The sequence below is a fragment of the Streptomyces aureus genome (assembly GCF_000725495.1).
GTDB lineage: Bacteria > Actinomycetota > Actinomycetes > Streptomycetales > Streptomycetaceae > Streptomyces > Streptomyces aureus_B.
Window position 1 is genome coordinate 134,786 of the sequence record NZ_JNZD01000025.1, and the last position, 26,013, is coordinate 160,798.

General features: G+C 72.0%; 25 protein-coding genes. 9 read left to right on the forward strand and 16 right to left on the reverse strand.

The features are described from left to right. Positions 1-356: 356 nt before the first annotated feature. Entirely contained in the window at positions 357-1,586 is a 1,230-nt protein-coding gene (locus IO36_RS27345; RefSeq protein WP_051900988.1) for an ANTAR domain-containing protein, read from the forward strand. Here the strand turns inward: IO36_RS27345 and IO36_RS27350 are convergent. After that, positions 1,565-1,939 carry an STAS domain-containing protein gene (locus IO36_RS27350; RefSeq protein ID WP_078943465.1) on the reverse strand — a complete coding sequence of 125 codons (375 nt, stop codon included), beginning with the start codon at positions 1,937-1,939 and terminating at the stop codon, positions 1,565-1,567. The genes IO36_RS27345 and IO36_RS27350 overlap by 22 nt on opposite strands. Positions 1,940-1,958: 19 nt before the next feature. Further along, complete coding sequence (locus IO36_RS27355; protein WP_078943466.1) at positions 1,959-2,390, reverse strand: STAS domain-containing protein; 432 nt, start codon at positions 2,388-2,390, stop codon at positions 1,959-1,961. 128 nt (positions 2,391-2,518) lie between these two features. On the opposite strand from IO36_RS27355, the gene IO36_RS27360 reads away from it, so the two are divergent. From IO36_RS27360 to IO36_RS27370, 3 genes are all read left to right on the forward strand, one after another. Then, positions 2,519-2,869, forward strand: coding sequence for a helix-turn-helix transcriptional regulator (locus IO36_RS27360; protein ID WP_037623637.1), 351 nt, complete (start codon positions 2,519-2,521; stop codon positions 2,867-2,869). Positions 2,870-3,066: 197 nt separating this feature from the next. Next, positions 3,067-4,335, forward strand: a complete 1,269-nt coding sequence (locus IO36_RS27365) for an ANTAR domain-containing protein (protein WP_051900992.1) — start codon at positions 3,067-3,069, stop codon at positions 4,333-4,335. Positions 4,336-4,671: 336 nt separating this feature from the next. Further along, positions 4,672-5,451 carry a helix-turn-helix transcriptional regulator gene (locus tag IO36_RS27370; RefSeq protein WP_245173511.1) on the forward strand — a complete coding sequence of 260 codons (780 nt, stop codon included), beginning with the start codon at positions 4,672-4,674 and terminating at the stop codon, positions 5,449-5,451. Between the two features lie 41 nt (positions 5,452-5,492). Here IO36_RS27370 and IO36_RS27375 read toward each other — a convergent pair whose 3' ends face one another. The 3 genes from IO36_RS27375 to IO36_RS27385 form a co-directional block, all read right to left on the reverse strand. Beyond that, positions 5,493-5,855 carry an ANTAR domain-containing protein gene (locus tag IO36_RS27375; protein ID WP_037623638.1) on the reverse strand — a complete coding sequence of 121 codons (363 nt, stop codon included), beginning with the start codon at positions 5,853-5,855 and terminating at the stop codon, positions 5,493-5,495. A gap of 136 nt (positions 5,856-5,991) precedes the next feature. Beyond that, positions 5,992-6,678 (reverse strand): B3/B4 domain-containing protein, encoded by a 687-nt coding sequence (locus tag IO36_RS27380; RefSeq protein WP_037623639.1) that lies wholly within the window; start codon positions 6,676-6,678, stop codon positions 5,992-5,994. A gap of 29 nt (positions 6,679-6,707) precedes the next feature. After that, positions 6,708-7,544, reverse strand: a complete 837-nt coding sequence (locus IO36_RS27385) for a DMT family transporter (protein WP_037623640.1) — start codon at positions 7,542-7,544, stop codon at positions 6,708-6,710. Between the two features lie 111 nt (positions 7,545-7,655). Between IO36_RS27385 and IO36_RS27390 the strand changes: the two genes are divergently transcribed. After that, positions 7,656-8,240, forward strand: coding sequence for a helix-turn-helix domain-containing protein (locus tag IO36_RS27390; protein WP_037623728.1), 585 nt, complete (start codon positions 7,656-7,658; stop codon positions 8,238-8,240). A gap of 111 nt (positions 8,241-8,351) precedes the next feature. Here IO36_RS27390 and IO36_RS27395 read toward each other — a convergent pair whose 3' ends face one another. The 4 genes from IO36_RS27395 to IO36_RS27410 form a co-directional block, all read right to left on the reverse strand. Further along, positions 8,352-8,744 carry a VOC family protein gene (locus tag IO36_RS27395; RefSeq protein WP_037623641.1) on the reverse strand — a complete coding sequence of 131 codons (393 nt, stop codon included), beginning with the start codon at positions 8,742-8,744 and terminating at the stop codon, positions 8,352-8,354. Beyond that, positions 8,741-9,046: an ArsR/SmtB family transcription factor gene (locus IO36_RS27400; RefSeq protein WP_037623642.1), complete on the reverse strand. Its 306-nt coding sequence runs from the start codon at positions 9,044-9,046 to the stop codon at positions 8,741-8,743. The genes IO36_RS27395 and IO36_RS27400 overlap by 4 nt, the downstream gene beginning before the upstream one ends. 128 nt (positions 9,047-9,174) lie before the next feature. After that, positions 9,175-11,727 carry an ABC transporter permease gene (locus IO36_RS27405; protein WP_037623643.1) on the reverse strand — a complete coding sequence of 851 codons (2,553 nt, stop codon included), beginning with the start codon at positions 11,725-11,727 and terminating at the stop codon, positions 9,175-9,177. A gap of 472 nt (positions 11,728-12,199) precedes the next feature. Next, positions 12,200-14,938 carry a lectin gene (locus IO36_RS27410; RefSeq protein ID WP_245173512.1) on the reverse strand — a complete coding sequence of 913 codons (2,739 nt, stop codon included), beginning with the start codon at positions 14,936-14,938 and terminating at the stop codon, positions 12,200-12,202. Positions 14,939-15,347: 409 nt separating this feature from the next. Between IO36_RS27410 and IO36_RS27415 the strand changes: the two genes are divergently transcribed. Together IO36_RS27415 and IO36_RS27420 are read left to right on the forward strand one after the other, a co-directional pair. Beyond that, positions 15,348-15,527 (forward strand): DUF6480 family protein, encoded by a 180-nt coding sequence (locus tag IO36_RS27415; protein WP_037623644.1) that lies wholly within the window; start codon positions 15,348-15,350, stop codon positions 15,525-15,527. A 134-nt stretch (positions 15,528-15,661) separates the two neighbouring features. Next, positions 15,662-16,072, forward strand: coding sequence for a hypothetical protein (locus IO36_RS27420; protein WP_037623645.1), 411 nt, complete (start codon positions 15,662-15,664; stop codon positions 16,070-16,072). A gap of 515 nt (positions 16,073-16,587) precedes the next feature. On the opposite strand, the gene IO36_RS27430 is transcribed toward IO36_RS27420, so the two are convergent. Both IO36_RS27430 and IO36_RS27435 read right to left on the reverse strand, forming a co-directional pair. Further along, positions 16,588-17,400, reverse strand: coding sequence for a class I SAM-dependent methyltransferase (locus IO36_RS27430; RefSeq protein WP_037623647.1), 813 nt, complete (start codon positions 17,398-17,400; stop codon positions 16,588-16,590). A gap of 167 nt (positions 17,401-17,567) precedes the next feature. Beyond that, a complete protein-coding gene (locus IO36_RS27435; RefSeq protein ID WP_158997535.1) occupies positions 17,568-18,395 on the reverse strand; it encodes a hypothetical protein in 828 nt (275 codons plus the stop codon). A gap of 352 nt (positions 18,396-18,747) precedes the next feature. Between IO36_RS27435 and IO36_RS27440 the strand changes: the two genes are divergently transcribed. Continuing rightward, entirely contained in the window at positions 18,748-20,205 is a 1,458-nt protein-coding gene (locus IO36_RS27440; protein ID WP_037623649.1) for an amidase, read from the forward strand. A 402-nt stretch (positions 20,206-20,607) separates the two neighbouring features. Here the strand turns inward: IO36_RS27440 and IO36_RS27445 are convergent, their stop codons facing one another. The 4 genes from IO36_RS27445 to IO36_RS27460 form a co-directional block, all read right to left on the reverse strand. Then, on the reverse strand, positions 20,608-21,066 hold the full coding sequence (locus tag IO36_RS27445) for a MaoC family dehydratase (protein WP_037623650.1): 459 nt from the start codon (positions 21,064-21,066) through the stop codon (positions 20,608-20,610). Between the two features lie 154 nt (positions 21,067-21,220). After that, a complete protein-coding gene (locus IO36_RS27450; protein ID WP_037623651.1) occupies positions 21,221-22,771 on the reverse strand; it encodes an acyl-CoA synthetase in 1,551 nt (516 codons plus the stop codon). Between the two features lie 11 nt (positions 22,772-22,782). Then, the gene (locus IO36_RS27455) at positions 22,783-23,655 is read right to left on the reverse strand and encodes an amidohydrolase family protein (protein WP_158997537.1); all 873 of its coding nucleotides are present in this window, start codon (positions 23,653-23,655) and stop codon (positions 22,783-22,785) included. A 16-nt stretch (positions 23,656-23,671) separates the two neighbouring features. Continuing rightward, entirely contained in the window at positions 23,672-24,583 is a 912-nt protein-coding gene (locus IO36_RS27460; protein ID WP_037623653.1) for an SDR family oxidoreductase, read from the reverse strand. A gap of 248 nt (positions 24,584-24,831) precedes the next feature. On the opposite strand from IO36_RS27460, the gene IO36_RS27465 reads away from it, so the two are divergent. Continuing rightward, complete coding sequence (locus tag IO36_RS27465) at positions 24,832-25,263, forward strand: MarR family winged helix-turn-helix transcriptional regulator (protein ID WP_037623654.1); 432 nt, start codon at positions 24,832-24,834, stop codon at positions 25,261-25,263. Positions 25,264-25,287: 24 nt separating this feature from the next. Here IO36_RS27465 and IO36_RS27470 read toward each other — a convergent pair whose 3' ends face one another. Further along, positions 25,288-25,749: a DUF3237 domain-containing protein gene (locus IO36_RS27470; RefSeq protein ID WP_037623655.1), complete on the reverse strand. Its 462-nt coding sequence runs from the start codon at positions 25,747-25,749 to the stop codon at positions 25,288-25,290. Positions 25,750-26,013 lie beyond the last annotated feature (264 nt).

Sequence of the window (26,013 nt, forward strand, 5' to 3'; positions counted from 1 at the left end):
CGCCTCAGGCGCAGGAATCGCCGGAACACGGGCGCAGCACCTCGTCTCGCTCGAGCCATCACGTCGGCCGGGCGCGGGGGCGCTCACGTCCACAGGGCTGCCGCGGACACCGGCCGGACGGCCGCAGATGGGCAGTTCCCCCGGCACATGGGTCCGAACCAGGGGAACCCTGGCCGCGCCGGACCCGTACGGAGGCCGGCCGGCCTGCCTTCCGAGTGTTCCGTTTCCGTGGTCCTTAATCCTCCCGTGTGCGACGTGCGGTCACGGTTGGCGTCGCTCCTTGCCCTTCGGCTCGGGACGGAGCAAGGTGGAACGACGGTCAGGAGCGGCCGAAAGCCTCGGAGAGGACTGGCCGCATGGCTGGGGAAGAACGGGTAGCTCCGGTCACCGGCCGCCGGGAGCTGAACACGTCGCTCATGGTGCAGCAGGTGACCGACCGGGTGGAGGTGCTCTGCCTGTCGGGTGTCCTGGACACCGAGGGCGCCGCCGCACTCGGCCGGGAACTGGCGGGCCGCCTCGGGAGCACTCCCCCCGAGCGCCGTCTGATCCTCGATCTGACGGGACTGCGCCTGCTGAGCGCGGCGGGTATCCAGGTGCTGGACACCCACACCCGGCACCTCTCCCACCGACCGGTGTTCGTGGTCGTCGCCGCTCCGCACGCGCGCGAGATCTTCTCCATCGCGCCCGCGCCCGGTCTGCGCGTCTGCGCCACCCTCGACGCCGCGCTGGCGTCGCTGCCCGACGTCGCGCTCCCCACCGCCGTCGAGGCGACGGACACGTCCGAGGTCCTGTCGGAGGAAGTCCTTGGTCTGCGGGCCAAGGCCCGTACCGGCGCCGTCATCGGCATGGCCCAGGGCATACTGCTGGAGCGCTACGGGCTCGTCGACTCCCAGGCCGCCTTCGATCTGCTGCGGCAGGCGTCGCAGCACCACAACGTGCCCCTGCGGGTCCTCGCCTCCGCCGTCGTGACCGCCCCGGCCCCGACCGCGCCGTCGGCCGAATGGTTTCCCGGCCGCCTGCCCGCGCCTCCGCCGTCCTCGAACCTGCTCGCCATGGGGGATCAACAGGCTCTCGACCGCGGTCAGTTGCTGCGCGCCCTCGTCTACGAGGTCGTCACGGTGGCCGACGCGGACGCCGCCGAGATCCACCTGGTCGACCCGGCGATGCACAACTCCCTCGTCCTGGAGGCCCACTCGGGCCTCGACGCCGCCTACCGGGATCGCGTGGCGCAGGTGAACGACCCCCGAACGGTGCCCGGTCGGGCCCGACTGCGCGGCGAGCCGGTGCAGGTCGCGGACGTCCTGACCGACCCCGCCCTGGTCGCGAGCGACGAGGGCCGCATGCTGCCGGCCACGGGAAGCCGCAGCCTGTGCTCGGTTCCCGCACTCTCCGAGGACGGGGAGTGCGTGGGCACGATCACCGTGCACAACACGCGACCCGGCACCTGGCTCACCCAGGTCCAGGTCTCGGCCCTGCGGACGCTCGCCGAGGACCTGGCCGCGTGGCACTCGTGGTACCGGAGGACGGTCGTTCTGGACGCTCTGGAGTACGTCCACGCCCACGGTCAGACGGCGAGGGCTTCGTGAAGGGTGGCATAGGAGGGGATGACTTCGTCGACACCGACGGCGCGCAGGGTGCGGTGCACGGAGGCGGGAACCCCGGCCAGGCGTAGCCAGCCCTGAGCCCGGGTGAAGCCACGGTGGGCGGTGAGCAGGGTGTTGATGCCGCTCGAGTCCATGAACGACACCCGCTCCAGGTCGACGACGACTCGGGGCCGGCCCGCGAGTGGGCCGAGATCCAGTCCGTCGACGAGAGGGCGCACGGTGGCCTGGTCGATCTCACCCGAGACGGTCAGTACGACGACGTCCCCGGAGTTGGCGGAGGTGACCGTCATCCTTTGCGGCAGGTGTGGGTCTTGTGGCTTCACGGCGTTTCCCATGCTTCTCGAGCGGACTCCTTCAAGCGGGCTCGGACACACACGAGACCAGAAGCCGGGGGCGCACCCCGTCTTCGTCCTCCGGCGACGCCGGCACCCGTGGAGGTACGGCCCCACGGCCGGCGCGTCGCGCATCGGTGCGCCCCGGCGGAGGGGACGACAGCAACTCACGGACTCCGACGAGGTCGAACAGCCTCCCCACCGCCGGGCCGACGGCGTGGACGGTGAAGGTCTTGCCCTGGTCCAGGGCCCGGCACCGGAGCTCCAGCAGCAGGTTCAGACCGGCACAGTCACAGAAGGCGAGCCCGCCCAGGTCCAGCCGGAGACCACCGGCGGACTCGTCGAGGGCTGTTCCCAGCCGCTCCCGGACCCGACGGCTCGACGCAAGATCGAGGTCGCCCTCCACGGTCACCAGGGCCGGATCACGCCGGCTTCGGTACGTAGGTTGCTGCATGGCTCGCTCCCGCGTGCGTCGCGTGGTCTGCTTCCAACGTTCCCCCAGGAAGGCAACGTACGTCAACCGATACGTGAACGGATGTACGTGTTTTTGGATACGCGTATGTTCGCTCGTAGAATCGCAGGATGGATGGGGTACCCGAGTCACATAACGGTTGGACGTTCCTCACGAACCACGCCCGCGTCCTCGCGGCCATCGCGGACAACCAGAGCGCGCGCGTCCGAGACATCGCCGCCCGGTGTCGGCTGACCGATCGGGCGGTGCAGAAGATCATCGTGGATCTCGAAGAGGCCGGCTACCTCTCGCACATCCGTCAGGGCCGCGGGAACAGCTATCAGATCGACCCCGCCAAGATCCTTCGCCATCCGACCGAAGCGGGGCAGGGGCTGACGGTGGCCTCCCTCCTCTCGCTCCTCATCCACGACGAGGCCCATCGCACCGCACCGTCCGGCGAGCCCACGCACTCGCCGGGATGACGCGCTCGCCCCGATGACCTCTCCGCGGATCGGATCCCCGCCAGCAGGCCGGGACGAAGACTCTCCGAGCCGCCGGATGACATCCTCGCCGGCGGCTGCCGAACGCCGGGCCGCGCATTGCACCCCCGGGCGCACGGGAGGCAATGTGGAGGTACAAATCGGTCAAGGAGCGGCCGGCTGCCAGAGGAGAGGCCGTCATGCCCAAGCCACCCCTCGTCGCCCCGGCGCCGCCCGGGACCAGCCTTCCGTACGGCATGGCGCTCACGGTGACTCCGACGGACGAACGCGTCGAACTTCTCTGCCTGTCCGGAGTGCTCGACACCCTCGCCGCCGACGTCTTCGGCCAAGAACTGGAAGCACGTGTCCGGCGCAGTCGTGACAGCGGCCGGCGCCTGGTGCTGGACCTGACCGGTCTGCGTCTCGTCAGCGCGGCGGCCCTGCAGGTCCTGGACCTCGCCACCCGCAATCTGACCGCCACCCCCGTGCTGGCCGTCGTCGGTGCCCCGCACATTCGTGAACTGCTCCTGCTGTCACCACCGGCCGGTCTGCGCAGCTTCCCCACCCTGGCCGCGGCGCTGGCCTCCCTGCCCACGACCGATGAGTCCCCCGACGGCGCCGCGGCGGGTCCCCTCGCCCGCGAGCCGCAGGACGCGCTGTCGGGACGCACGGCACTGCGCCAGGAGGTGTTCGGGCTCCGGGCCAAGAACCGCACGGGTCCGATCATCGGCGTGGCTCAGGGCATCCTGCGGGAGCGGTACGACCTACCGGACCTCGACGCGGCGTTCGGCCTGCTGCGGGACGCGTCCCAGCATCTGAACGTCCCCCTGCGGATCCTCGCGTCCGCCGTCGTCACGGCTCCGCGTCCCAGGGCGGACGGACCGTGGTTCCCGGGCCGACGGCACACCCCGATGCCCGCCATGACGCTTCTGGGCGTCGGCGAGAGCGGACACGATGACCGACGCACGGTCATCGAGAGCGCCGTCGACGACGTGATGACGTTCACCACCGCGGACGCCGCCGAGATCCATCTGACCGACGCGGCTCTCGACGACGCGCTCGTCCTGGAGGGACACGCAGGTCTGGACGCCGCCTACCACGACCAGGTCGCCCTCCTGACGGGCCCGCCCGCCCTCGCGGCACAAGCCCGGGCAGCGGGCGAACCCGTCTTCGTCCCCGACATCGCCGCCGACCCCGTACTGGGCACCTCGGCGATGGGCCGGGCCGCCCTCGCGGCCGGAAGCAGCGCCGTCTACGCCCTGCCCGCGCTGACCGGCGACGGCTCGTGCATGGGAGTGATCACGGTTCACCGGCACCGGCCCGGTTCATGGATGAACGCGGCCCAGCGCACCGCCCTCGGCGCGCTCGCCACCGACCTGGCCGCCTGGCGCTTCTGGTACCGGCGCACGGTCGTCCTCGACGCCCTCGAACACCTCCACACCCAGGCCCAGGCATCTGACCCGCGGTGACCTGAACGGGGCCGCCTGGCCAGAAGGCGCAGCAGCACGATGTGCGCTGGCGTACTTGTCGCGGCTCTGGGGCGTCCGGACAGCGTCCGGGGCCAAGCCCGGCCGCCGGGAACCTTTCTCGCGGGCAAGGCCGAGCGCAGGACCGAGCCGGGGTGGTGATCGGATGGACTCGCTGGAGTTCGACAGCGACGACCTGGGCGTGACCGAGGACTTCCTCAGCCGCGCCTACGCCCGGATGCGCATCAGAGCAGCTCCACACCTGGCTCCGTCCGGGCCCGCATCCGCCGCGACGTCGTCCCGGCCGTCAGCATCGACGAACTCGACCTCGATTTCGACATGAGCTACGCGGTGACACCGCTCGGGCGGATCTGCCTGTGCCTGGTGCACGACGGCACGATCCGGGACCACACCTTCCACGGAGTCCGCGACGACTTCGGCCCCGGCGACATGGTGCTCTTCGCACCCCACGACCTTCCGTACGCGGGACGCGTCTGCTCCGCCCGCTACAACATCACCATGCTGGACCCCGCGCTGCTGGAACAGGTCGCCACAGGGGACGGGGCACCACGTGAGCCCGTCCGGCTGACGGACCACCGGCCCCACTCCCCCGCGGCCGCCCGCCATCTGACGAGGACCATCCTCTATCTACGGGATCACGTCCTCGCCGACCCCGAAGTGGCCTCGCAGCTGCTCGTCGCCTCGACGAGCAGCCAACTGCTGGCCGCCAGTGTGCTGTCCGCCTTCCCCAGCACGGCGCGCACCGAGGAGACCGCGCAGGACCGGGGCGACGCCCACTCCGCCACCCTGCGCCGGGCCCTCGTCCACATCGACGACCACGCGGCCGAGCCGCTGACCGTCGCCGGCATCGCCGCCACCGCTCATGTCACCGTACGGGCCCTCCGGTACGCCTTCCGCCGCCGGCTCAGGACAACGCCGCTCGCCCATCTGCGCGAGGTCAGGCTCGCCCACGCCCATCACGATCTGCGGGCCGCGGAGCCGGGCGAATCCACCGTCGGCGAGATCGGCGCGCGCTGGGGCTTCGCCCATCCCGGGCGCTTCGCCGCCCTGTACCGCACGGCCTATGGCTGCCATCCCTCCGAGACCCTGCGCGGCTGAACACCCGGACGATCAGGTGCCGGACCGGAACCCGGACCGGCTCATTCCGAGTGGCAGGCTTCCGGCCGCGGGTGTCCGGTGGCCGGGGCACGCAGGACCGACCGGTGCGGGGCGGGACCGCGGACGCTCAGTGCGGTGTCCAGACACTCGCGGATCTCCGCGGGCAGCCACAGAGCGCTCGGCCACCGCACGAGCTGTTCCGCCACCGTGCGCAGCTTGGTGTTGGTGTGCTGCGAGATCTCCCGCAGGACCTCCCAGGCCACCTCGGGCGGCACGCCGCCGTACGTGACGACGACTCCGATCGCCTGGTCCACGACGGCGTGCGAGACGACGGCGTGCCTCAGTTGCGCGATCTCCGCCTGGAGGGCGTCGACCCCTTCCGCCTGGCCTTGCTGCTCTGGCATACGCGTTCTTTCTGCTGGGGCGGTTCTTCCTTTCGGGTTCCCTGCCCCGCTCGTCCGCACATCGTGGCGCCGGATGCGAAGTACTCGTCCCGTCACTGTCCAGGGAACGAAACCCGGCGTGGCCGCGTGAACCGGCTCAGGTGCCGAGGTAGGTCACCGTGGATTGCTCCGCGTGCGGGGTGAGCAGGTCCCTCAGTTCGTCGGCGGCGGTCGTGAGGATCCGCTCGTCACGGGTGGCATCGACCGTCTCCAGCAGGAAGGCCACGCGGGTGGAGTCTTCGGTGACCCGCGTGCGGTGGGCGTCGCGGTGGTTCCAGTGCCGGGTGAGGACGTCGGTGGTGTCGATGTAGATGATCTCGCCGGCCTTGGGGTTCTCGACGGTGCCGGGTTCGCCGAGCGGGGTGAACCGCTCGCCGCCGTCCGCGTGCCGGATCTCCACGTCGCCGGTGACGTGGTCGAGGTCGAAGGCGCCGGCGGGCAGACCGTGGCGCACGGAGACGGCGTTGTAGGAGTCGACGGCGGGGTTGATGCGCGGCAGGGTGCCCTTCTTCGCGAGGCGGCGGCCGAGGGCGTCGACGCTGGGGCGGATACGGCGCGGGTTGGTGCCGAAGGCTCGGTACGCGGTGTGCCAGGACTCGATGCGCGGGTCGTTCTCGTCGGCGGGATGCCAGGTGCCGTCTGCGAGCCGCCGCTCCAGGTCCTCCACGGCGGCGTCGGTGGCGGGCCAGGGTTCGTGGCCGCGCAGGCCGGTGGCGGTGACGACGGCGATCAGGGTGTCGGGGAAGGCGTCGGCGACGGCGGGGCCGATGCGGAAGACGGTCATCGCGTGGGTCCCTTTCGGGGGTCGGGTGGTCAGGTGAGGGCCAGGAGTCCGACGGCGACGGCCGCGGTGCCCAGGCCGATCAGCTGGCCGCGGTGGATCCGTTCGGCGAGGACGCTCCGGGCGAGCAGGACGGTGCCGGCCGGGTACAGGGCGGTGATCACGGCGACGACGGCCAGGTCGCCGCCGCGGACGGCCAGGAGGAACAGCAGGTTGGCCACCGAGTCCAGTACGCCGGCCGTGGCCGACATGGCGTACGCGGGCTTCTCGGTGCCGAGCCTGCGGAACATCACCGCGGCCGCGGCGAGGGTGACTGCGGTGGACACGGCGCGGCCGACGATCAGCGGACCGACGCCGCTGTCCGCGGGCGCCTGGTGGAGGAAGACCAGTTGCAGGGCGATCGCGGCGCCCGCGCCGAAGGCCAGGAGCAGCGCGGTGCGCGAGGGGCGGGCGCCGCCGGTGCCCTGTCCGGCGCTGACGAGCACCACCGCGGCGAGCGCCAGCGGCAGGCCGATCAGGCCGGCCGGGCCCAGGTGTTCGCCGCCCAGCAGTCCGACGCCGACGGGCAGCATCGCCGAGACGAGCGCGGTCACGGGCGACAGGACGTTCATCGGGCCGATCGCCAGCGTGCGGTAGAGCAGGGCGAACGCGGCCGCCGACGCGACTCCGGACGCCGCGCCCCAGGCGAGGGTGGCGGGTGCGAAGGAGGCGCCGAGGAAGGGCCACAGCAGTAGTTCGACGGTCAGCGAGGCCGGGGCGGCGACCATCACGGTCCGCAGCACATGGGCCTTGCGGGAGCCCAGGCCGCCGAGGAAGTCGGCGCAGCCGTAGGCCAGGGAGCTGCCCAGGGCCAGCAGCAGAGCGATCACGGAGTCATCCCTTACTATCAATGGAACGACTACACCGTACAACGCACCGACCGGCCGTCGTCAACCGAACGACCGCCCGGTGCATTGCACCGACCAGCCCGAGAGGTGACGATGGCCGAGACCGAAGCGGCACTGCGGACGCTCGCGCACAACGTCCGCGCGGCCCGCACGCGCGCCGGGCTGTCCCTGGACGAACTCGGCCGCCGTGCCGCCGTCAGCAAGGGCTCCCTCGTGGCACTGGAGAAGGCCCAGGGCAACCCGAACTTCGCCACCCTGGTCCGTCTCGCCGACACCCTCGGCATCTCGGTGTCGGCACTGATGGAGGGGCCCGCCGAGGGCCGCGTCCGGGTCGTGTCCGCCGACGCCGTCGCCCCCCTGTGGGAGGCGGACAACGGCAGTGAGGCACGGCTCATGCTGACGACCTCGGGAGCGGCCCCGGTCGAGATCTGGCGCTGGAGGCTGGAACCCGGCGAGGAGTACTCCAGCCACCCCCACCAGCCCGGCGTCGTCGAGACGGTGAGCGTCACGGCCGGGCGGATGATCCTCGTCGTCGACGGGACCGAGCATCCGGTCGAGGCCGGGCAGACGGCGGCCTTCGACAGCGACACCCCGCACGCCTACCGCGGAGCGGGCGGGGAGACCTGCCACCTGATCATGACCGTCCACATCCCGCCAGGCCCGGGCTCCACGGTCTGACCGAGACGTGCGGCGGCCTCGGCGCGGCACGCGCCGGCCGGTGGGCCACCCCCGAAGCGTGGCGATCCGGCACATGCGGCCGCCGCGGTGCGCCACCCTCCGTACGGCGGGTCACCCCGGAAGGGTGGCGATCTGGATCAGGTTCCCGCAGGTGTCGTCGAGGACGGCGGTGGTGACGGGCCCCATCTCCAGGGGCTCCTGGGTGAAGCGGACGCCCAGGGCGCGCAGGCGCTCGTACTCCGCGTGCACGTCGTCCACGGCGAACTGGGCGAGCGGGATGCCGTCCTGGACGAGGGCGTCGCGGTAGGGCTTGACGGCCGGATGCCCGGCGGGCTCCAGCAGCAGCTCGGTACCGTCCGGCTCGTCGGCCGAGGTCACCGTCAGCCACCGGTGCTCCCCGCCCATGGGCACGTCGTGCTTGACCGCGAAGCCCAGGATCTCGGTGTAGAACCGCAGCGCCTTGGCCTGGTCGTCGACGAAAACGCTGGTCAGACGGATTCTCACGGGGTGTTCTCCTTCGCTTCGGACCCCCCGGGCGCCGGCCACCGCTCGGTGATCCGGCGCAGCGGGGCGGTGTTCAGGTCGTGGAACTTGTACCGGCCCTCACGACGGCTCTCGACGAGCCCGGCGGCCTCCAGCACGGCGAGGTGCTGGGAGACGCCCTGGCGCGAGATGCCGAGCCGGTGCTTCATGCTCAGCCGGGAGCAGATCTCGAACAGGGTCTGTCCGGACTTCTCCACGAGCTCGTCCAGGATGAGGCGACGGGTGGGGTCGCCCAGGGCTTTGAACAGCTCGTCGTCGGCCACTCCCCCACCATAGGCAAGTCCACGCTTGCCTATCAAGCGGGACACGCCCCCGGGCGCGTGGGGCGGAGCGCGCCGACGTGGCCGTGCGGGCACCCGGCCCGCACGGCCACGCGAACCTTCCCCCGGCACTACTCCTTGGCGGTTGCCACCGTCACCGGGCGCACCCGCAGCGCCGCGCGTCCGGGCAGGGCGGTGGCGACGAGGGCGAGGAGCCCGGTGACGGCCACGACGGCGACGTACAGCAGCGGGGTGACGGCCGGGGCGGCGCGGCCGGTCATGCCGACACTGAACGCGGTCAGGACCGCGAGCGCGATGCCGCTGCCGAGCGCGGTGGCCAGGAGCAGCACCGACAGGGCCTCGGTCCGCAGCATGCGCAGCACCTGCCGGCGCGTGGCGCCCGCGAGGCGGAGCAGGGCGAACTCACGGATCCGCTCCGAGACCGACAGGGCGAGGGTGTTCACCACGGCGATGGCGGTGAAGGCCAGGACCAGCCCCATGGCCAGGTAGTTGACCTCCGCGTTCGCCTGCTGCCGCTCGGCCTGGAGGTGATCGGCGTCCCGCGGGGAGACGACGCGGACGCCGGGGACGCCGTGGAGCGCGGCCTCGATCTCGGTCCGTGTGCCGGTCGTGGCGACCAGGACGGAGGCGGCGAGCGGGTTGTCGACGTGCCGTGCCAGCAGGTCGTGACCGAAGGTGAGGTCTCCGAAGCCGAGGCCCCTGCCGTAGACGGCGACGACCTTCAGCCGGGCGGGCGTGCCGTCGCCGAGCGTGAGCCCGAGGGTGCTGCCGGGCTTCAGGTGGAGCCGGTCGGCGGCCAGTTCGCTCACGGCCACGGTGCGGTCGGTGAGCCGGCCGAGCGAGCCGGCGGTGACGTCCGGGTCCCAGGTGCGGGTGAGCCCGGCGGGCGTGACGCCCTGCGCCGCGTACTTGTCGAGGCCCACCCGGACTGTCGTACGGACCACTTCGGTGGCCGCGTCGCCGCGCGCCCGGAGTTCCCGGGCTACCCCGGCCGGGACACCGGGCCCGGACGGGACGACGACCCAGTTCGCGCGCACGCCCTCGCGGGCCTGGGCGCGGGCGGCGTCGCCGAGCGTGGGCGTGACGAACAGGACGGTGCAGGTCATGCCGACGAGGAGGGTGAGCGGGGTGACGACGGCGGCCATGCGGGCGGCGTTGCCGCGCAGGTTGGCGGTGGCCAGCCGGCCGCCCGGTCCGACGAGCCCCAGCGGGCCGCCGAGGAGCAGCACGGCCGCCTTGACCAGGAGCGGGCCGAGCAGGGCGACGGAGGTGGACAGGACCACGACCGCGAGGAAGGTGACCGGTGTCGAGGCGGGCTCGGTGCGCAGGGAGGCGAGGAGGACGACGAGGACGGTGCCGCCGGCCAGCAGGAGGAGTCCCGCGAGAACGCGTCCCCACGGGAGCCGCGGGGGCTCCGTGCGGGACTCGGCGAGTGCCTCGGCCGGCCGGATCCGGGTGATCCTGCGGGAGGCGATCCGGGCGGCGGCCCAAGCCCCGGCCAGGGTGGCGGCGACGCCGGCGATCACGGGGAAGACGCCGGCCGTGTGCTGGAGCGTCGCGGGCACGGCCGTGGCGACGAACCTGCGGTGGAGCAGACCGCCCAACGGGAGCCCGAGCAGGGCACCGGTGAGCCCGGCGACCGCGCCGACGATCAGCGCCTCACGGCCGAGCAGACCCCGGATCTGTCCCGGTCCGGCGGCGACGGCCCGGAGCAGGGCGAGTTCGCGGTGGCGCTGCTGGACCGTCAGCGCGAAGGTGCCGACGACCACGAGCACCGCCACCAGCAGCGAGGTGCCGCCCATGGCGCCGCCGAGGCTGACCAGCCGGGTGCGGGCCGTGGCGGCGTCCAGGAATTCGACGGCTCCGCGGGCGTCGCCGGTGCGGACCTGGGCGTGGGTGCCTTCCAGTGCCGGGCCCGGTGCCGTGCCCTCCAGTGCCCCCGCCACAGCTCGGCGCAGCTGCCCGGTGTCGATGCCCGGATCGGGGAACACGCCGAACGCGGTGACCTTCCCGGGACGCGCGGCGAGCCTGTGGGCTTCGGCGGTGGAGAAGAACAGGGACGTCTGATGCCGCACGTCGGCGTCGGGCGCGGCGATTCCGGTGACGCGGTAGCCGCGGGGTTCCCGGGTGGACTGGACGGTGAGCCGGTCCCCGACCCTCAGGTGGGCCCGCCCGGCGAGCCACGCGTCCACGACGAGATCCGTCGCGGCCTGCGGCGCGCTCCCCGCGGTCAGCCGGTACGGCGTCAGGGCGGCGGAGTCCCAGGCATGCCCGTACGCGGTACGGCCCCCGGTCCCGCCCTGCGTCAACGGCTGGGCCATGAAGGTCAGTTCGGGGACGACCCGGGCGACACCCGGGGTGTGCGCGAGGGCGGCTTCCAGTCCCTGGGGGAGCCAGGCGCGCTCGGCGACGGGCTTCGCCTTGTGCTTGACCTTGGTCTTGCCCTTCTTGTGCTTGACGGTGGTCCGATGAACGTTCTGGTCGGCGGAGACCACGACGGGGGTGGCGGCGTACCGCTCGGTCCGGATCGTCCCGCGCAACCCGGTCTCCAGAAGGGTGCCGCAGGCGGTGATCAGGGCCGCCGCGCACATCAGGGCGAGGAAGGCCCCGAGGAACCCGGCCTTGCGAGCGCGCACCGACTTCAGGGCGTAACGCAGCATCATCGGAGCTCGGTCCTCTTCGCCGTGGGCGGACTCGTACGGGGTTCCTGTGCCATGCGTACACAGTCGTCCGTAGGGGGGTGCCGGCACACTGCGGCGGTCCGGCGTCTGGGGCCGGGGGGTAGCCCTACCCGGGCGAGGGCACGAAGGAGTCGGCTCGGCCACGCGGGCGGCGCGGGTCGGCGGACGCGGATCCTGCGGGTGGGCGGCGAATCCCCGGGTTCGGGTGTGGCCCGCCGCAGGTGAGGTACCCGTGACGCGGCGGCCGCAGGGCCGACGCGGGGGCGGACGACCGGTCGAGCTCGGCGTCACCCGAGGACGGAGACGGGGCATCTCCGGATCGGCGAGCCGACCCTTCCTGAGGGGCCCGGGGACCGCCGACACAACGCATGCCCGTGTGCCCCGGCCGCGAGACCGGGGCACACGGGGATCCAGCCGGGCGCTCGGCGCCGGCGTGGGGCTGGGTGCCGGTGGCTCAGGTCGGGAGCTTCCAGTTCTGGGCAGCCGAGCCGTTGCAGGTGTAGAGCTGGAGCTGGGTGCCGGTCGTCGTCGTGGAGTTGGGGTCGTCCAGGCACAGCTTGGACTGCGGGTTGACGAGCGATCCGTTGGCGCCGGCGGTCCACTGCTGGGCGCCGGTGCCGTTGCAGGTCCACAGCTGGATCAGGGTGCCGTTGGTGGTCCCGCTGTGGTCGACGTCCAGGCACTTGCCGAGCGATCTGATCGTTCCGTCACCGGCGACGATCCAGTCCTGGGCGTAGGTGCTGTTGCAGGTCCAGATCTGGACGTGGGTGCCGTCGGCGGTGGCGGAACTCGCGTCGTCGACACAGAGGTTGGACGCCACCGCGGAGGTGATCGCCCCGATGCGCGGCGAGGCGGGGGCCGTGGTGTCACCGGCGTAGGAGGGCGGGGCGGCGGACGCGGCCGTCGCCCAGGAGGTGTTGGCGCTGGTGCCGAGCGTGAAGTTCAGCGTGCCGCCCGCGGTGATCGCCGAGGTGGGTGCGTAGGCGTTGTTCCAGGCGGAGCCGTTCCAGCTGGCGGACTGGACGTACGGGGCGTTGTCGGCGGCGCCGTTGCCGTTGATCGTCAGCGTGTTGCCCGACGGCAGCGTGATCACGGCCTGGGTGAACAGGGGCGAGCCGAGGGCCAGATCGGCGGTTCCCGGGGTCTCGGGGAACATGCCTAGCGCCGACCACACGTACCACGCGCTCATCGCGCCGAGGTCGTCGTTGCCGTCGGCGAGCCCGCCCGGGGTGTTCGCCCAGATCTGGTCCTGGATCGCCCGCACGGTGCCCTGGGTCTTGTAGGGCTGGCCGATGTAGTCGTACTCCCAGGGCAGTTCGATGCTGGGTTCGTTGCCGACCCAGGCGTAGCCCTTGTCACCGGTGTAGCTGCGCAGCACGGTGTCCAGGTAGTGGCTCATCGCCGTGTTGCCGCCCTTGGCGCGGGCCAGACCGCCGATGTTGAACGGGACCATCCCGGTGTAGATCCAGGAGTCGGCCTCGACCATGTCGGTGCCGCTGGTGGGGTCGAACCCGCCGGTCCAGGAACCACTGGCGTTGCGCGGCTCGACGAAGCCGGAGGCCGGGTTGAGCACGTTGCGCCAGCCCTGGGCGCGGTTGGCGTACGTCTTCTGGTTGGCGGTGTCACCGAGGGCGCCGGCCATGGCGGACAGCGCGAAGTCGGCGGTGTTGTACTCCAGCGTGGTGGCCACGGGACCGTAGAAGTTGCAGCAGCCGTAGCTGCCGTCGTGCGGCATGTACCCGGGAGAGTTCAGGTAGTTGAGGCCCGGGCGGTCGTTGTTGGCGGTGCTCGCCTGCTTGACCATGTCGGCGAGGGCGGTCCCGGTGTCGAAGTCCCGGGCGCCGAAGGCGTAGTAGTCGGCGAGGATGGCGTCGGCCGGGTCTCCGACCATGACGTAGGACTCGCCGTTGTTCTCCGACCACTTGGGGAAGATCCCCGTCTGCGCGTAGTCGTCGACCATCGACTGCGCGGTGTCCGAGGCGACCTGCGGAGCGACCAGGGCCGCCAACTGCGCCTGCGAACGGTAGATGTCCCAGCCTGAGTAGTTGGCGTACACCGCCTTGTGCCCGCTGTCGACGGTGTGGGTCCTGCCGTCGAAGCCGAAGTACTGGCCGTTCGTGTCGCTGATGACGTTCGGGTGCAGCAGCGAGTGGTACAGCGCCGTGTAGAAGATCTGCTGCTGCGCCGCGGTGCCGCCCGCGATCTGCACCTTGCCGAGCGTGCTGTTCCAGGCGTTCTGCGCCGCGGTACGGGTCGCGTTGAAGTCCCAGCCCGCGTTCTCCGCCGCCCGGTTGGCCGTCGCGTTGGCCACCGAGACGTACGAGATGCCGACCTTGGCCTGCACCACCGGGTTGGAGGTGGTGTTGAAGGTGACGTAGCCGTTCGAGGCGGCGGCCTGGGGAGCGGCGCTGTCCTTGGCGGCCTTCGAGGTCGCGACAGCGGGCAATTTGCCGTGCAGGACAGGCTTGTTGGGCTTCTCGGCCGCGTTCTTGGAGGCCGTCTCGGGCTTCTTGACGGTGGCCGCCTTGGCGAGCGAGGTGCCCTGCGAGGCGAACGGCTGGTCGAAGACCATGTCGAAGTACACGGTGTACGTGTTGCCCGCGCCGCAGAAGTGGCCGCTGGTGACCTGCCCGCTCACCTCGGTGTTCGAGACCTTGGTGAACTGCGTCGACGTGGCGCCGTTCTGACTGCCGGTCAGTTTGAAGACCAGGTTGGACTGTGTGCTCGACGGGAAGGTGAAGCGGGCCATGCCGCTGCGGGTCGTGGTGGTCAGTTCGGTGGTCACCTGGTTGTTGAGGGCGACTTTGTACGAGCCCGCGGACGCCGACTCGTTGGCGTGCGAGAACGCGTCCGTCGCCCCGGTGTTCACGGCACCGACCGTGGGCAGCACGGGTATGTCGCCGGCCGCGCCGCAGCCGGGCCCGGCGATGTGGGTGAGGCTGAACCCGGTGATGGACGAGTCGTTGTACTCGTACCCCCCGCCGTCGGGGCGCGACGGCGTGTCCGGGCTCCACTGCACCATGCCGAAGGGCACGTCGGCGCCCGGGAAGTCGTCGGCCTGGTTCGAGGTTCCGATGAAGGGGTTGACCACGGTGGCGGGCGACGCGACCAGCGCGGCCTTCCCTGCGGCGGCCCACGCGGGCGCGCACAGCCCGGCCGTGGCCAGCGCCGTGGCCGCCACCAGGCCCAGCACTCTGGTTCCTGGGCGTCTCGACAATCGGGTTCTCACAGGGGTTTCCCCTCTACTCGGGAGCGGGAGGTAGTGCCTGACAACGTTGTCTTCCTGGCGGAGCGCTTCACTTGACCGGCGAGCGGGTTCACTGAGCGGCAGTCGAGGCCGACAACGTTGTCGCGATGTCGGGACGAGGTACCGGTGGTGCGAGCGCACTGACGGGGTCCGGGCCGCGTCGGAGCCGGGGGCGCGGACGAGAACTCTTCGTGAAGCTAGCTACAGGGCAGGGTCATGTCAACGATTCGCGCAAGGGGCCGCTCTTTCCGTCGCCACTCCCCCCACAGCGCTTCCGGGGGGATCCGCTCAGCGGGCGAGAGCGACAGTTCCGTACGAAGATGCGCCGCCTGTCGTTTGGACGGACCGTTGAGACATGACACATCCACTCGTACCGCCCGGTGAGACGCCGCCCGTGGAGGGCTCCATCGCGGAAGCGCATCAGGAGCGGCCCGACGGCGGGATCTGGGAACACCCCTACATCTGGCTCACGTTCATCGTCGTGGGCTCGGTGATCGTCGCCGGGTACTTCGTGGCCCGCATCAGCGGATACTGACCCGGCCGGTAACGCTGCGTGCATGAAGGCGCGCACAAGAAGCGGTGATTGGTGCTCTGTTGGTGGCTTGTTGCGACCGTCCCGGATGATCCCTGTCGTGCGGCGAGGGCCGCACGAGAGGGAGGGAACGCACCATGAACGCACGTACGCTCGCACGCCGGGCCGTCGTCGGGGCCGGCACGCTGGCCGGGGTCGCCACCCTGGTTCTCGGCGGCAGCGGGGTCGCCTCCGCCGAGACCGCGCGCTCCACGGTCTGGAGCAAGAACTGCTCGGGCACGCTCATGACGAACTACGTCCAGGGCGGCGGCGGCTGGCAGGTCCGCAACTATGTGAACAACACCGCCGGCAGCACCACCTGTTCGGGCTGGATCGACTGGGCCGAGTTCGGCAACACCAGCGACTTCGACGGCCTGGTGAACCGGGTCTGGGTCGACCCCGGGCGCAGCCAGGAGTCCCTGTTCATGCCGGACAACGCCCCCGCGCTGGCCCGGGTGTGCGTACAGGCGAACGGCGACAACACGGCGCGCTGCAGCGCCTGGTGGTAGTCCGTCGACGCCGGGCGTCACCGCTCCCGCCGGGGGAATCCCCGTAGGCGCCGGGTCCGCCTGAGGAGCAGCGTCCTGATGTCGGCCGGGGGCCGCGGGGGAGTCGAGGTCCACTCCCCCGCGGCCCGCCGCTGCGTCGCGGGGGCTGAACGGGGCGGGCGGGTGGTCGTGCGCGGCGCCACGACGGGTGGGCGGTCGTTCTCGGCACCCCGAGGCCGCGCCACCGGCGAATCACCGCGGCCTCGCGGGGGACGGAACGGCGCGGGCGGGCGGGTGGTCGAGCCCGGCGCCACGGGGTGGGTGGTCGTCCTCGGCACAGCGGGGCAGCGCTACCGGCGGACCGCCGCTGCGTCGCGGGTGACTGAACGGCGCGGGCGGGTGGTCGAGCCCGGCACCACGGGGTGGGTGGTCCTCCTCGGCACAGCGGGGCAGCGCTACCGGCGGACCGCCGCTGCGTCGCGGGGGCTGAACGGCGTGGGCGGGCGGGTGATCGTGCGCGCCACCTCGATGCAGCGCTACCGGCGGACCGCCGAGATCAGACCGCCGGGTCCCTCCGCGTGCCGCGGCGGGGTGCCGATCGGGCGGCCGTAGGCGGCGCCGCACTCGCGCAGGGTGTGGCTCGTGGCCTCCCAGCCGTGCCCGGCCAGCCATTCCACCGGGTCGTCGGGCATCTCCGAGCGCCAGAAGGACGCCGCCGATCCCGGCACCGCGTCCGCGGCGAAGCGGTCGATCGCACCGCGCGCGCTCCACGTCAGTCCCATCCGACTGCCTGCCGCGGACCGTGCGCCGATCCGGGCGAGCAGCTGCTCCACCGCGTCCTCGGGCAGATAGATCAGCAGTCCCTCGGCGATCCACACGGTCGGCGCGGCCGGGTCGTGCCCCGCGGCGGCGAGCGCGGCCGGCCAGTCCTCGCGCAGGTCCACCGCCACGGTGATCCGCTCGCAGCGTGCGACGGCCCGCTCCTGGCGCAGCACCGACTCCTTGAAGTCCAGTGGCGCGGCGGTGTCGACCTCGAACAGCCGAGTGCGCTCGGACCAGTCCGTCCGGAAGGCCCGGCTGTCCATGCCGGCGCCGAGCAGCACGACCTGCCGGATCCCGGACGCGACGGCCCGTCGCAGCAGGTCGTCGAGGAACTTCGTCCTGATCACGATGGAGTACGACACGGCCAGCCGCCGGAGCCTCGCGCTCTCGTCGTCGGGCGGCGGCGAGGAGGGCCACAGGCCGCCCGCGGCGGCGAAGGCCCTGGCCAGCGGGTCGCGGAACAGCGCGTCCTCGCGTTCGGTCTCGAGCGCTCGCACCCTCGCCACACCCACCGCCGTGGACCACACTCCCGACGGCCGCACCCGCTCCCGTTGATCAGCCACCGAGCCAGCCTAAGGGCTGCCCCAGGGCGACCCGATCCGAGCCCCCGGCTCAAGTATCCGGATCCGAGCCCCCGGCTCAGGTATGCAGCCACGGCCCCCGACTCAGGCCTGCCGCCACAGAGCCCCGAGCGTCAGACGTGCAGCCACGTGTCGGACAGCCGTACCCCATGGCGCGTGCGCAGCCGCCGCAGCTCCCAGCGGGCCAGCAGCACCAGGGTCACCGGTCCGGTCAGACCGAGCACCAGCCGCATCGGCATCGAGACCTTGTCGTACATGGGGTCCCCCATCGAGGGGAGGACGACGGCCAGGACGGTGAAGAACGGCACCAGCGCAGGCAGGGCGTCGTTGATGTCGGCGACGCGCCCTCCGTTGAGGATGAGCAACAGGCCGCCGTAGGCGCTGAAGGCGAGCGCCCACATGCCGTACGCGACGGCCCAGGGTGAGGACCAGTAGGGCCACCGGGTGAGGTCAGCGGGCTTGAGGACGATCGAGGCGGCCGTGAGGAAGAACGCCAGGAACGGGCCGCGCCAGAGCGCCACCGCGGCCCACTTACGGCCCCGGGGCGTCATCGCGATGATCCCCCAGGCGACGTAGACGTTGAACAGGACGGCGGTGAAGCCGTAGGCGAAGCTCCGGTAGAACTGGGCCGGCATCTCCCGCACGGGCACCAGTTCGAAGTACCACCAGGCGCCCACGGTCAGCAGCAGTCCCAGCACCATGCGCCCGATCCTGACGCCGTCGATCACCCGGTCCACGACCCGGCCCTCGCGGGTCGGTGAGCACACCCGGTGCGCGGCGATCACCGGGATCAGCCAGCCGAGCCACCACAGGATCCCGCGCCGCGCCCGGGGGACGGTGAGGAAAACGGGGGGCGGCGTCCGGCGGGGCGGCGTGGCGGGCGGCGTCCCGGGCGGCGGAGGGACCGTCGGGTCACCTGTGGTCGGATGTATCACTGCCACCGCCCCCGCAGTCGCGCTCCCGGCGGCGCGCAGGCGCCCCCGTCGGCCATCAGTGTCACGTCAACCACCGTAACGGACACCCGAGTTGTGGTCAGGCGGCTTCCGTCGACGCCTCGCCCCGCGCGGCCACCGGCAGCCACACCGCCGTCGGCCCGCCCGCCGCGCCGGGCGCCTCGCCTCCGGCCGGCGGGCACCGAAGGGGGCACATCCTTGACAGCTACGGCACCGGGGACCACGATAGTTAAATCAAACGTCGTCTTATAACGACGTTGTATTTACGGAGGGGAACCCGTGCCACCCCTCCGCTCCCGCCGCGCGTTCCGCCCCGGGGCGCGCCGTCGTAGAGGCGATCATGGAACACGACTCCCCCGCCACCGAACCGTGGCAGCTCTCGGCCGTCGAGCTCGCCGCCGCGGTCCGCGACCGCACGCTCTCCTCGGCCGACATCGTGCGGTCCTGTCTGGACCGCATCGACGCCGTCAACCCGCGCGTCAACGCGCTCGCCGACCTCCGCCCCGAGGAGGCGCTCGAGCAGGCCCACGCCGCCGACCGGCTCACCGCCTCGGGCGCCGAGCTCGGCCCGCTGCACGGCATCCCCGTCTCCACGAAGATCAATACGGACCAGCGGGGATACGCCACCAGCCACGGTGTCGCCGCCCTCGCCGGGACCCTCGCGGCGCGCGACGCCGCCTGTGTGACGGCGCTGCGCGAGGCGGGAGCCGTACTGGTCGGCCGCAGCAACGCCCCGTCGTTCTCCTACCGCTGGTTCAGCACGAACGACCTGCACGGCCGCACGCTCAACCCGTGGGCGGCCGACCGCACCCCCGGCGGCTCCAGCGGCGGGGCGTCCGCGAGTCTGGCCGCCGGCATGACGCCGATCGCCCAGGGCAACGACATCGGCGGCTCGATCCGGTACCCGGCCGCCTGCTGCGGCGTGGTGGGCATCCGCCCGACCGTCGGCCGGGTGTCCAACTGGACGGAGCCGGTGTACGTCGACACCCCCGGTGGCCGCCAGCAGCTCGTCATGCCGCCGACCGTGCTGAACTGCGCCGTCGAGGGCCCGCTCGCCCGCACCGTGGCCGACGCCCGGCTCGCCCTGCGGGTGATGAGCACCCCCGACCTGCGGGACCCCGTCGGCGTCCCGGGCCTGCCGGACCGCCCCGCGCCGGACGCGCTCCCCCGCGTGAGCGTCGTGCGCGGCATCGGTACGGTCGCGAACCACCCTGCCGTCGAGAAGGCCCTCGACGAGGCCGTCGCCAAGCTGACCGACGCCGGGTACCAGGTCGAGGAGCTGGACGGACTCCCCCTGCTCGCCGAAGCGGCACGGCTGTGGTCCCTGCTCATCTACGAGGACTTCCGGCCCACCATGCCGACCGTGGAGATGATCGGGGACGCGGACATCCGCACCTCGCTGACGTACTCCTTCGCCGCGGCGGCCGGCCAGTGGGGCGACTCCCCGACGCTGGCGGAGTACATCCACGGCTGGTCCCGGCGCGGGGCGCTGGTCACCGAGCTCCAGGAGCTGCTCGGCCGGGACCGGCTGCTGCTCACCCCGGTGTCCGCGGAGCCCCCGTTCGAACAGGACGCCGACATCGCGAGCCCCGAGCGGGCCGCGCAGCTCGTCGCGGCGATGTGGCCGATGGCGGCCGTCCCGATCCTCGGTTTCCCCGCGGCCACGGTGCCCAGTGCCCTCATCGACGGCCTGCCGATGAGCGTGCAGCTGATCGGCGGACGCTTCGAGGAGGAGACGGTCCTCGACGCCGCCCAGGCCGTCGAGGACCGGACTCCCCGGCTGACGCCGACACTCTGACCTGGCGGGCGTGAGGCAGGGGGTGGGCGCTCCGTCCAGGGGCGCCCGCCCGTCTGTGCCGCTCCGGGTGCCGGAAGCGTGTCGGCAGGGGGCCGTGCGGTTGGGATCCCGGCCGCACGGGCGCTCGGTCGCGGTCGCAGCACCTGCACGGTCCCAGGGCCGTCGCGGTCGCTGGTCCCAGAGGCAGCCTCAGGTCGTAGCCGCCGCCCGCCGCCCGCAGCCCGCAGCCGGGAACATGATGAAGACGAGTGAGGGCCTCCGGGTCCGGTACGGATGCAACTGCCCGTACCGGACCCGAAGGCCCTCACTCGTGTCCCGGCTCCCGCCTGCGCCCACCCACCCCCACCGGCGGCACGCCACCGCCCGGGGCAGGGCACGGTCCCCGCCCCGGGCGGCCCCCGGTCAGGCGTAGTGGCGGTACACGGCCTGGGCCACGCAGGCCGGCTTCTCGCTGCCGTCGACCTCGACGGTGAAGGTCAGCGGCATCTGCACGCCGTTGCCCTTGACCTCCTCGACCTCGCCGACGGCTCCGTGCAGCCGGATCTTCGCCCCGACCGGCACGGGTGCGGGGAAACGGACCTTCTCCAGGCCGTAGTTGACGCTCATGGAGATGCCGGTGATGTCGAGCAGCTCGCCGAAGAGCGGAATGATCAGCGAAAGGGTGAGGTAGCCGTGGGCGATCGGACCGCCGAAGGGGCCGCCCTTGGCCTTCTCGGGGTCCGTGTGGATCCACTGGTGGTCGTCGGTGGCGTCGGCGAACGTGTTCACCCGGTCCTGGGTGATCTCGCGCCACGCGGTGCGGCCGAGATCGGCGCCGCTGAGTGCCTTGAGTCCGTCGATGCCGAGGGCGGTGGTGGACATGGTGGATCCTTTCGATGGCGCGAAGGCGCGATGTGCGATGGCGTGATGTGCGATGGCGTGTTGAGCCGTTCGGACGCCGCTCCACGCGGCGGAGGCCACGACACGGCGGTGCTTGCCGGCACAGCCGGGCCGACGGAAATGGCGAGACAGGCTCCTAGGGAGAGCCGTCCTCGGTCTCGTGCGGTCCGTGTGCGTGGAGTGCCCGAACCGCGGGCTTGACGATCTTCCCCGAGGCCGTACGGGGCAACGTGTCCGTGACCACCAGAGACTTGGGAATCTTGTACTTGGCGAGCCGGCCCGTCAGATGGCCGAGGATGTCGTGCCTGTCGGCGCGGGAGCCGGGCCGAAGGACGACGACGGCACGGCCGACCTCGCCCCACACCGGGTCGGGCACCCCGATGACCGCGCACTCCTCGACGGCGGGGTGGGTGAGGAGCACCTCCTCCACCTCGGCCGGATAGACGTTCTCCCCGCCCGAGACGAACATGTCCTTCACCCGGTCGACGATGTACGCGTAGCCGTCCGCGTCGACCCGGGCGACGTCGCCGGTGCGCAGCCAGCCGCCCTCGGTGAACGCGGCCTCGGTCTCCTCGGGCCGGCCCCAGTAGCCGGTCATGACATGGGGGCCCTGGACGAGGATCTCGCCGCGCTCCCCCGGACCGGCGTCGCGGCCGTCGGCCCGGACCAGGCGGGTGTCGGTGAAGAAGTGCGGCACACCGGCCGAACCGGCCTTGGCGGAGGTCTGCTCCTTGTCCAGGTAGAGGACTCCGGGGGACGCCTCGGTCATGCCGTAGCCCTGGCTGAAGGCCAGACCGCGTTCCAGATAGGCGGCGATGGTCCGGGCGGGGACCGGGGCGCCGCCGCAGTTGACGGTGCGCAGGCTGGACATGTCAGTGGTCGCCCAGCGGGGTCGGGCAGCCATGGCGTCGTACATCGTGGGGACGCCGAACAGGTACGTCACCCGCAGGCTCTCGACGAGTTCGAGGACGCGCTCCGCGTCGAAGGCGCCGAGCAGCACCACCCGCCCGCCCTTGAGCAGCGTGGGCAGACAGGTCATGTTGAGGCCGGCGGTGTGGAACAGCGGTGCCGCGACGAGCGTGACCTCGTCGCCGGCCAGGTCGGTGTCGACGAGGACGTTGACGCTGTTCCAGGTGATGTTGCCGTGGGTCAGGACGGCGCCCTTGGGACGGCCCGTGGTGCCGGAGGTGTACATGATGATGCACGGGTCGTCCGGCATCACGGACTCGTCCAGGGCGCCGGTACCGGCTCCGGCCAGCAGTTCCTCGTACCCGGGTGCGCTGTCGTCGGGGCCCGCGAGGGCGATCCGGTGCCGTACCCCCGCCGCCGCCGCCGCGGCGCGGGCCGCGCCGGCCTGTTCGGGGGCGTGGACGAGGACGGTACTGCCGGAGTCGGACAGGTTGTGGGCCAGTTCCGGGGCGGCCAGCCGTGTGTTGAGCGGCACGAAGACCGCGCCGAGGGCGCCGGCGGCGAACAGCGTCTCCAGGAACGCCGGGTGATTGGGGCCCAGATAGGCGATCCGGTCGCCGGGCCCGGCGCCGAGTCCGCGCAGGGCGTGAGCGAGCCGCAGGACGCGCTCGTGGAGTTCCCGGTAGGTCCAGGTGCGGTCCTCGTGGACGACGGCGATCCGGTCGGGGGTCTTGCGGGCCCGGCGCGCCGGCCAGGACCCGATGCCTTGGTTCAGCACGTACGGCTCCTTCAGTCCGTGAGCAGGCCGAGCAGACGGGCGGCGTTGTCCTTGAGGATCTTCGGCCGCACCTCGGGCTTGATGTCGAGCTTCTCGAAGTCGGCGAGCCACCGGTCGGGGGTGATGACGGGGTAGTCGGAGCCGAAGAGGACCTTGTCCCGCAAGAGGCTGTTGGCGTAGCGCACGAGCTGCGGCGGGAAGTACTTCGGGGACCAGCCGGACAGGTCGATGTGGACGTGCGGCTTGTGGGTCGCCACCGCCAGGGCCTCGTCCTGCCAGGGGAAGGACGGGTGGGCGAGGATGATCCGCAGCTCGGGGAAGTCCACGGCGACGTCGTCGACGAGCATCGGGTTCGAGTACTTCAGCCGGATTCCCCCGCCGCCCGGGACGCCGGCGCCGATGCCGGTCTGGCCGGTGTGGAACAGCGCGGGTACGCCGAGTTCCTCGATGGCCTCGTACAGCGGGTAGGCGAGCGGGTCGTTCGGGGCGAACGCCTGGATGCTCGGGTGGAACTTGAACCCGCGCACGCCGTACTCCTCGACCAGCCGCCGCGCCTCGCGTACACCCGCGCGGCCCTTGTGCGGGTCGACGCTGGCGAAGGGGATCAAAACGTCGGCGTGGGCGGCGCAGCTCTCGGCGATCTCCTCGTTGGCGATCCGGGGGTGGCCGGTGGCGTGTTCGGCGTCGACGGTGAACACCACGGCAGCCATGCGGCGTTCGCGGTAGTGCCCGGCCATCTCGTCGATGGTCGGCTGCCGGTGGCCGTGTGCCTTGAAGTACTCCTCGGAGGCGCCGAAGAGTTCGGGGCTCAGGGCGCCGTGGCCGTCCTTGGAGATCTCCGCGTGCGTGTGGACGTCGATGGCGGTCAACCGGTCGAGGTCCAGGGCGAGGTCGGCCATCTCATGCCTCCGGGGTCGTGGGCGCGGGGATGCCGTAGGTCTCGGGTTCGGCCCCGACACCGGCGGACCACTCGGCGGCGATGGTGTCGGCGCTCCAGCCGCCGTCGGCGAAGGCGACCGCCTTCTCCTTGGGGTGCGCCCACAGGGCCAGGCGGTCGCCGCCGATGCCGATGGCCTGTCCGGTGACGTCCTTGGAGTCGTCGGAGGCCAGGAAGGCGATCAGGCCGGCGACGTCCTCGACGGTGCCGAGGCCCTCGTCCTTGCGCAGCCAGTCCGGCAGCGGCGCACCGGTGCGCTCGGACTCCTCGATGACCGGCTCGAAGGCCGGAATGGTCTTGGTCATCTCGGTGGCGGCGACGGGGACGACGGCGTTGACGCTGATTCCGGCGCGGCCCAGCTCCAGGGCCCAGGTGCGGGCCATGGCGACGATGCCGGCCTTCGCGGCGGCGTAGTTGGTCTGGCCGAAGTTGCCGCGCTGCCCGGCGGGCGAGGAGATCAGGATCAGCCGGCCGCCGGTGCCCTGCTCGCGCATGCGGACGGCGGCGGCCCGGGCGCAGGTGAAGGTGCCCCGCAAGTGGACGCGGACGACGGCGTCGAAGTCGTCGTCGGTCATCTTCCAGAGCACCCGGTCGCGCAGGATGCCGGCGTTGGTGACGAGCACGTCCAGGCGGCCGAACTCCTCGACGGCCGTGTCCACCAGGCGCTGGGCCGCCTCGCTGTCGCCCACGGCGGCGACGGCACCGGCGGCCCGGCCGCCCCGGGCACGGATGGCTTCTACGGCGGAGTCGACGGCGGCCCGATCGACGTCGTTCACGACTACGGCCGCGCCCGCCGCGGCGAGGGTCTGGGCGTAGGCCAGTCCGAGCCCGCGACCGCTGCCGGTGACGACGGCGACTTTGCCCTGGAGATCCATGAGGGTGCCTCTCGTACGAGGTGGAAAGGGGGAAGGGAGGGAGGGGTGGGAGGGAGTCGACAGGGGATGCCGAAGAGGCCGACGGAGGGCGCATCGACAGGAATCCTGATGAACGCCAGTCTTGGCAATCAACAGGATTCCTGTCAATGCCTTAGGGTGAGATCGTGCCGACGCCACCCCGGCGGCACCCGGCAGGGGACCGGACGCGTCCGCCCCCGCACCGGTACCGCCGCGACGGAAGGACGGACGTGGGCACCTCGCTGCTCTACCTGCTCAAGAGGACGGAGCTCGCGGTGCGTGCCCGCCTGGAGGAGCTGCTCAAGCCCGCCGGGATCACGGCGTTGCAGTACACCGCCCTGACGGTGCTGGAGCGGCACGACGGCATCTCGGCCGCGCAGCTCGCCCGCGACTCGTTCGTCACCGCCCAGTCGATGGCCGACATGGTCCGCGCCCTGGAGGGTCGCGGCCTGATCCGCCGCGAGCCCAATCCCGCCAACCGCCGCGAACGCCTGATCGCGCTCACCGAGCAGGGGCGGGCTCTGCTCGCCGAGTACGCCGAACCGGCCCGCCACTTGGAGGAGCGCATGGTCGCCGGCCTGAGCGACGAGGAGGTTGGCGTACTGCGGGAGGCCCTGGTCGGGGCCTGGCGGTCCCTGTCCCGGCCGGGGCAGCCCGGCTAGGACCACGGCACCCCGGGCCGCCCGTCAGCCGAGCGCGTACATGCGGATGACGACGGCGTCCTCACCGTCCGGGCGGGCGAGCCCCACGAACACCGTCTCCGCGAGCCAGCGGTGGGCCGGGGAGTCGGTACGGAAGACCGGCGAGGTGCGGTAGTAGTGGCCCGCCTCGGAGACCTTCAGCTCCCCGTCGAACTGGTCCGGGGCCGCGGCCTTCGGGACGTAGTAGCCGCGGTTGACGATGTCGATCACCGCACCGTCCTCCGCCTGGAGCAGATAGCGCGCGTCGAGCTCGCACACCTCGCCCCGCGTGCTGCTCCAGTCGCCGCCGCCGGGCAGGACCTTCCCGCGCAGCCGAGGGCCTTCCACGCTGCCCCCGGTGATGGGGGTGAACTCGGTGACCTCTCCGTCGCCGTTGCCGATGTGCAAAGTGCCGGCGACCTCGGCGCGGATCTCGAAGGCGAAGTCGAGGGCGGGAGTGAAGGACATGACAGTTCTCCGCTTCTGTGAAGGGGGCGGCACGCGCCGGTGCGGCCCGGTCGGCCCACCGGCGTGACGCCGGCGGCGACCGGGGACGGACGCCCCGCGGGACCGGACGGGTTCCGCCGACCCGGCGCCGCGCCACGCCGGTGCGGGCCCGGCAAAGCCGGCACCCGATCCGCGAGACGGCCGCCCCTTGCTCTTGACGCGTCAGCTCACCAGATGCAAGCGTGACATGCAACAACGTTATATGACGTTCGTTTACGACGTCTC

Bases quoted from the DNA above. Each gene is read 5' to 3' on its own strand.
- IO36_RS27345 (WP_051900988.1), top strand. From the start codon at position 357: ATGGCTGGGGAAGAACGGGTAGCTCCGGTCACCGGCCGCCGGGAGCTG.
- IO36_RS27350 (WP_078943465.1), bottom strand. From the start codon at position 1,939: ATGGGAAACGCCGTGAAGCCACAAGACCCACACCTGCCGCAAAGGATG.
- IO36_RS27355 (WP_078943466.1), bottom strand. From the start codon at position 2,390: ATGCAGCAACCTACGTACCGAAGCCGGCGTGATCCGGCCCTGGTGACC.
- IO36_RS27360 (WP_037623637.1), top strand. From the start codon at position 2,519: ATGGATGGGGTACCCGAGTCACATAACGGTTGGACGTTCCTCACGAAC.
- IO36_RS27365 (WP_051900992.1), top strand. From the start codon at position 3,067: ATGCCCAAGCCACCCCTCGTCGCCCCGGCGCCGCCCGGGACCAGCCTT.
- IO36_RS27370 (WP_245173511.1), top strand. From the start codon at position 4,672: ATGAGCTACGCGGTGACACCGCTCGGGCGGATCTGCCTGTGCCTGGTG.
- IO36_RS27375 (WP_037623638.1), bottom strand. From the start codon at position 5,855: ATGCCAGAGCAGCAAGGCCAGGCGGAAGGGGTCGACGCCCTCCAGGCG.
- IO36_RS27380 (WP_037623639.1), bottom strand. From the start codon at position 6,678: ATGACCGTCTTCCGCATCGGCCCCGCCGTCGCCGACGCCTTCCCCGAC.
- IO36_RS27390 (WP_037623728.1), top strand. From the start codon at position 7,656: ATGGCCGAGACCGAAGCGGCACTGCGGACGCTCGCGCACAACGTCCGC.
- IO36_RS27405 (WP_037623643.1), bottom strand. From the start codon at position 11,727: ATGATGCTGCGTTACGCCCTGAAGTCGGTGCGCGCTCGCAAGGCCGGG.
- IO36_RS27415 (WP_037623644.1), top strand. From the start codon at position 15,348: ATGACACATCCACTCGTACCGCCCGGTGAGACGCCGCCCGTGGAGGGC.
- IO36_RS27420 (WP_037623645.1), top strand. From the start codon at position 15,662: ATGAACGCACGTACGCTCGCACGCCGGGCCGTCGTCGGGGCCGGCACG.
- IO36_RS27440 (WP_037623649.1), top strand. From the start codon at position 18,748: ATGGAACACGACTCCCCCGCCACCGAACCGTGGCAGCTCTCGGCCGTC.
- IO36_RS27445 (WP_037623650.1), bottom strand. From the start codon at position 21,066: ATGTCCACCACCGCCCTCGGCATCGACGGACTCAAGGCACTCAGCGGC.
- IO36_RS27460 (WP_037623653.1), bottom strand. From the start codon at position 24,583: ATGGATCTCCAGGGCAAAGTCGCCGTCGTCACCGGCAGCGGTCGCGGG.
- IO36_RS27470 (WP_037623655.1), bottom strand. From the start codon at position 25,749: ATGTCCTTCACTCCCGCCCTCGACTTCGCCTTCGAGATCCGCGCCGAG.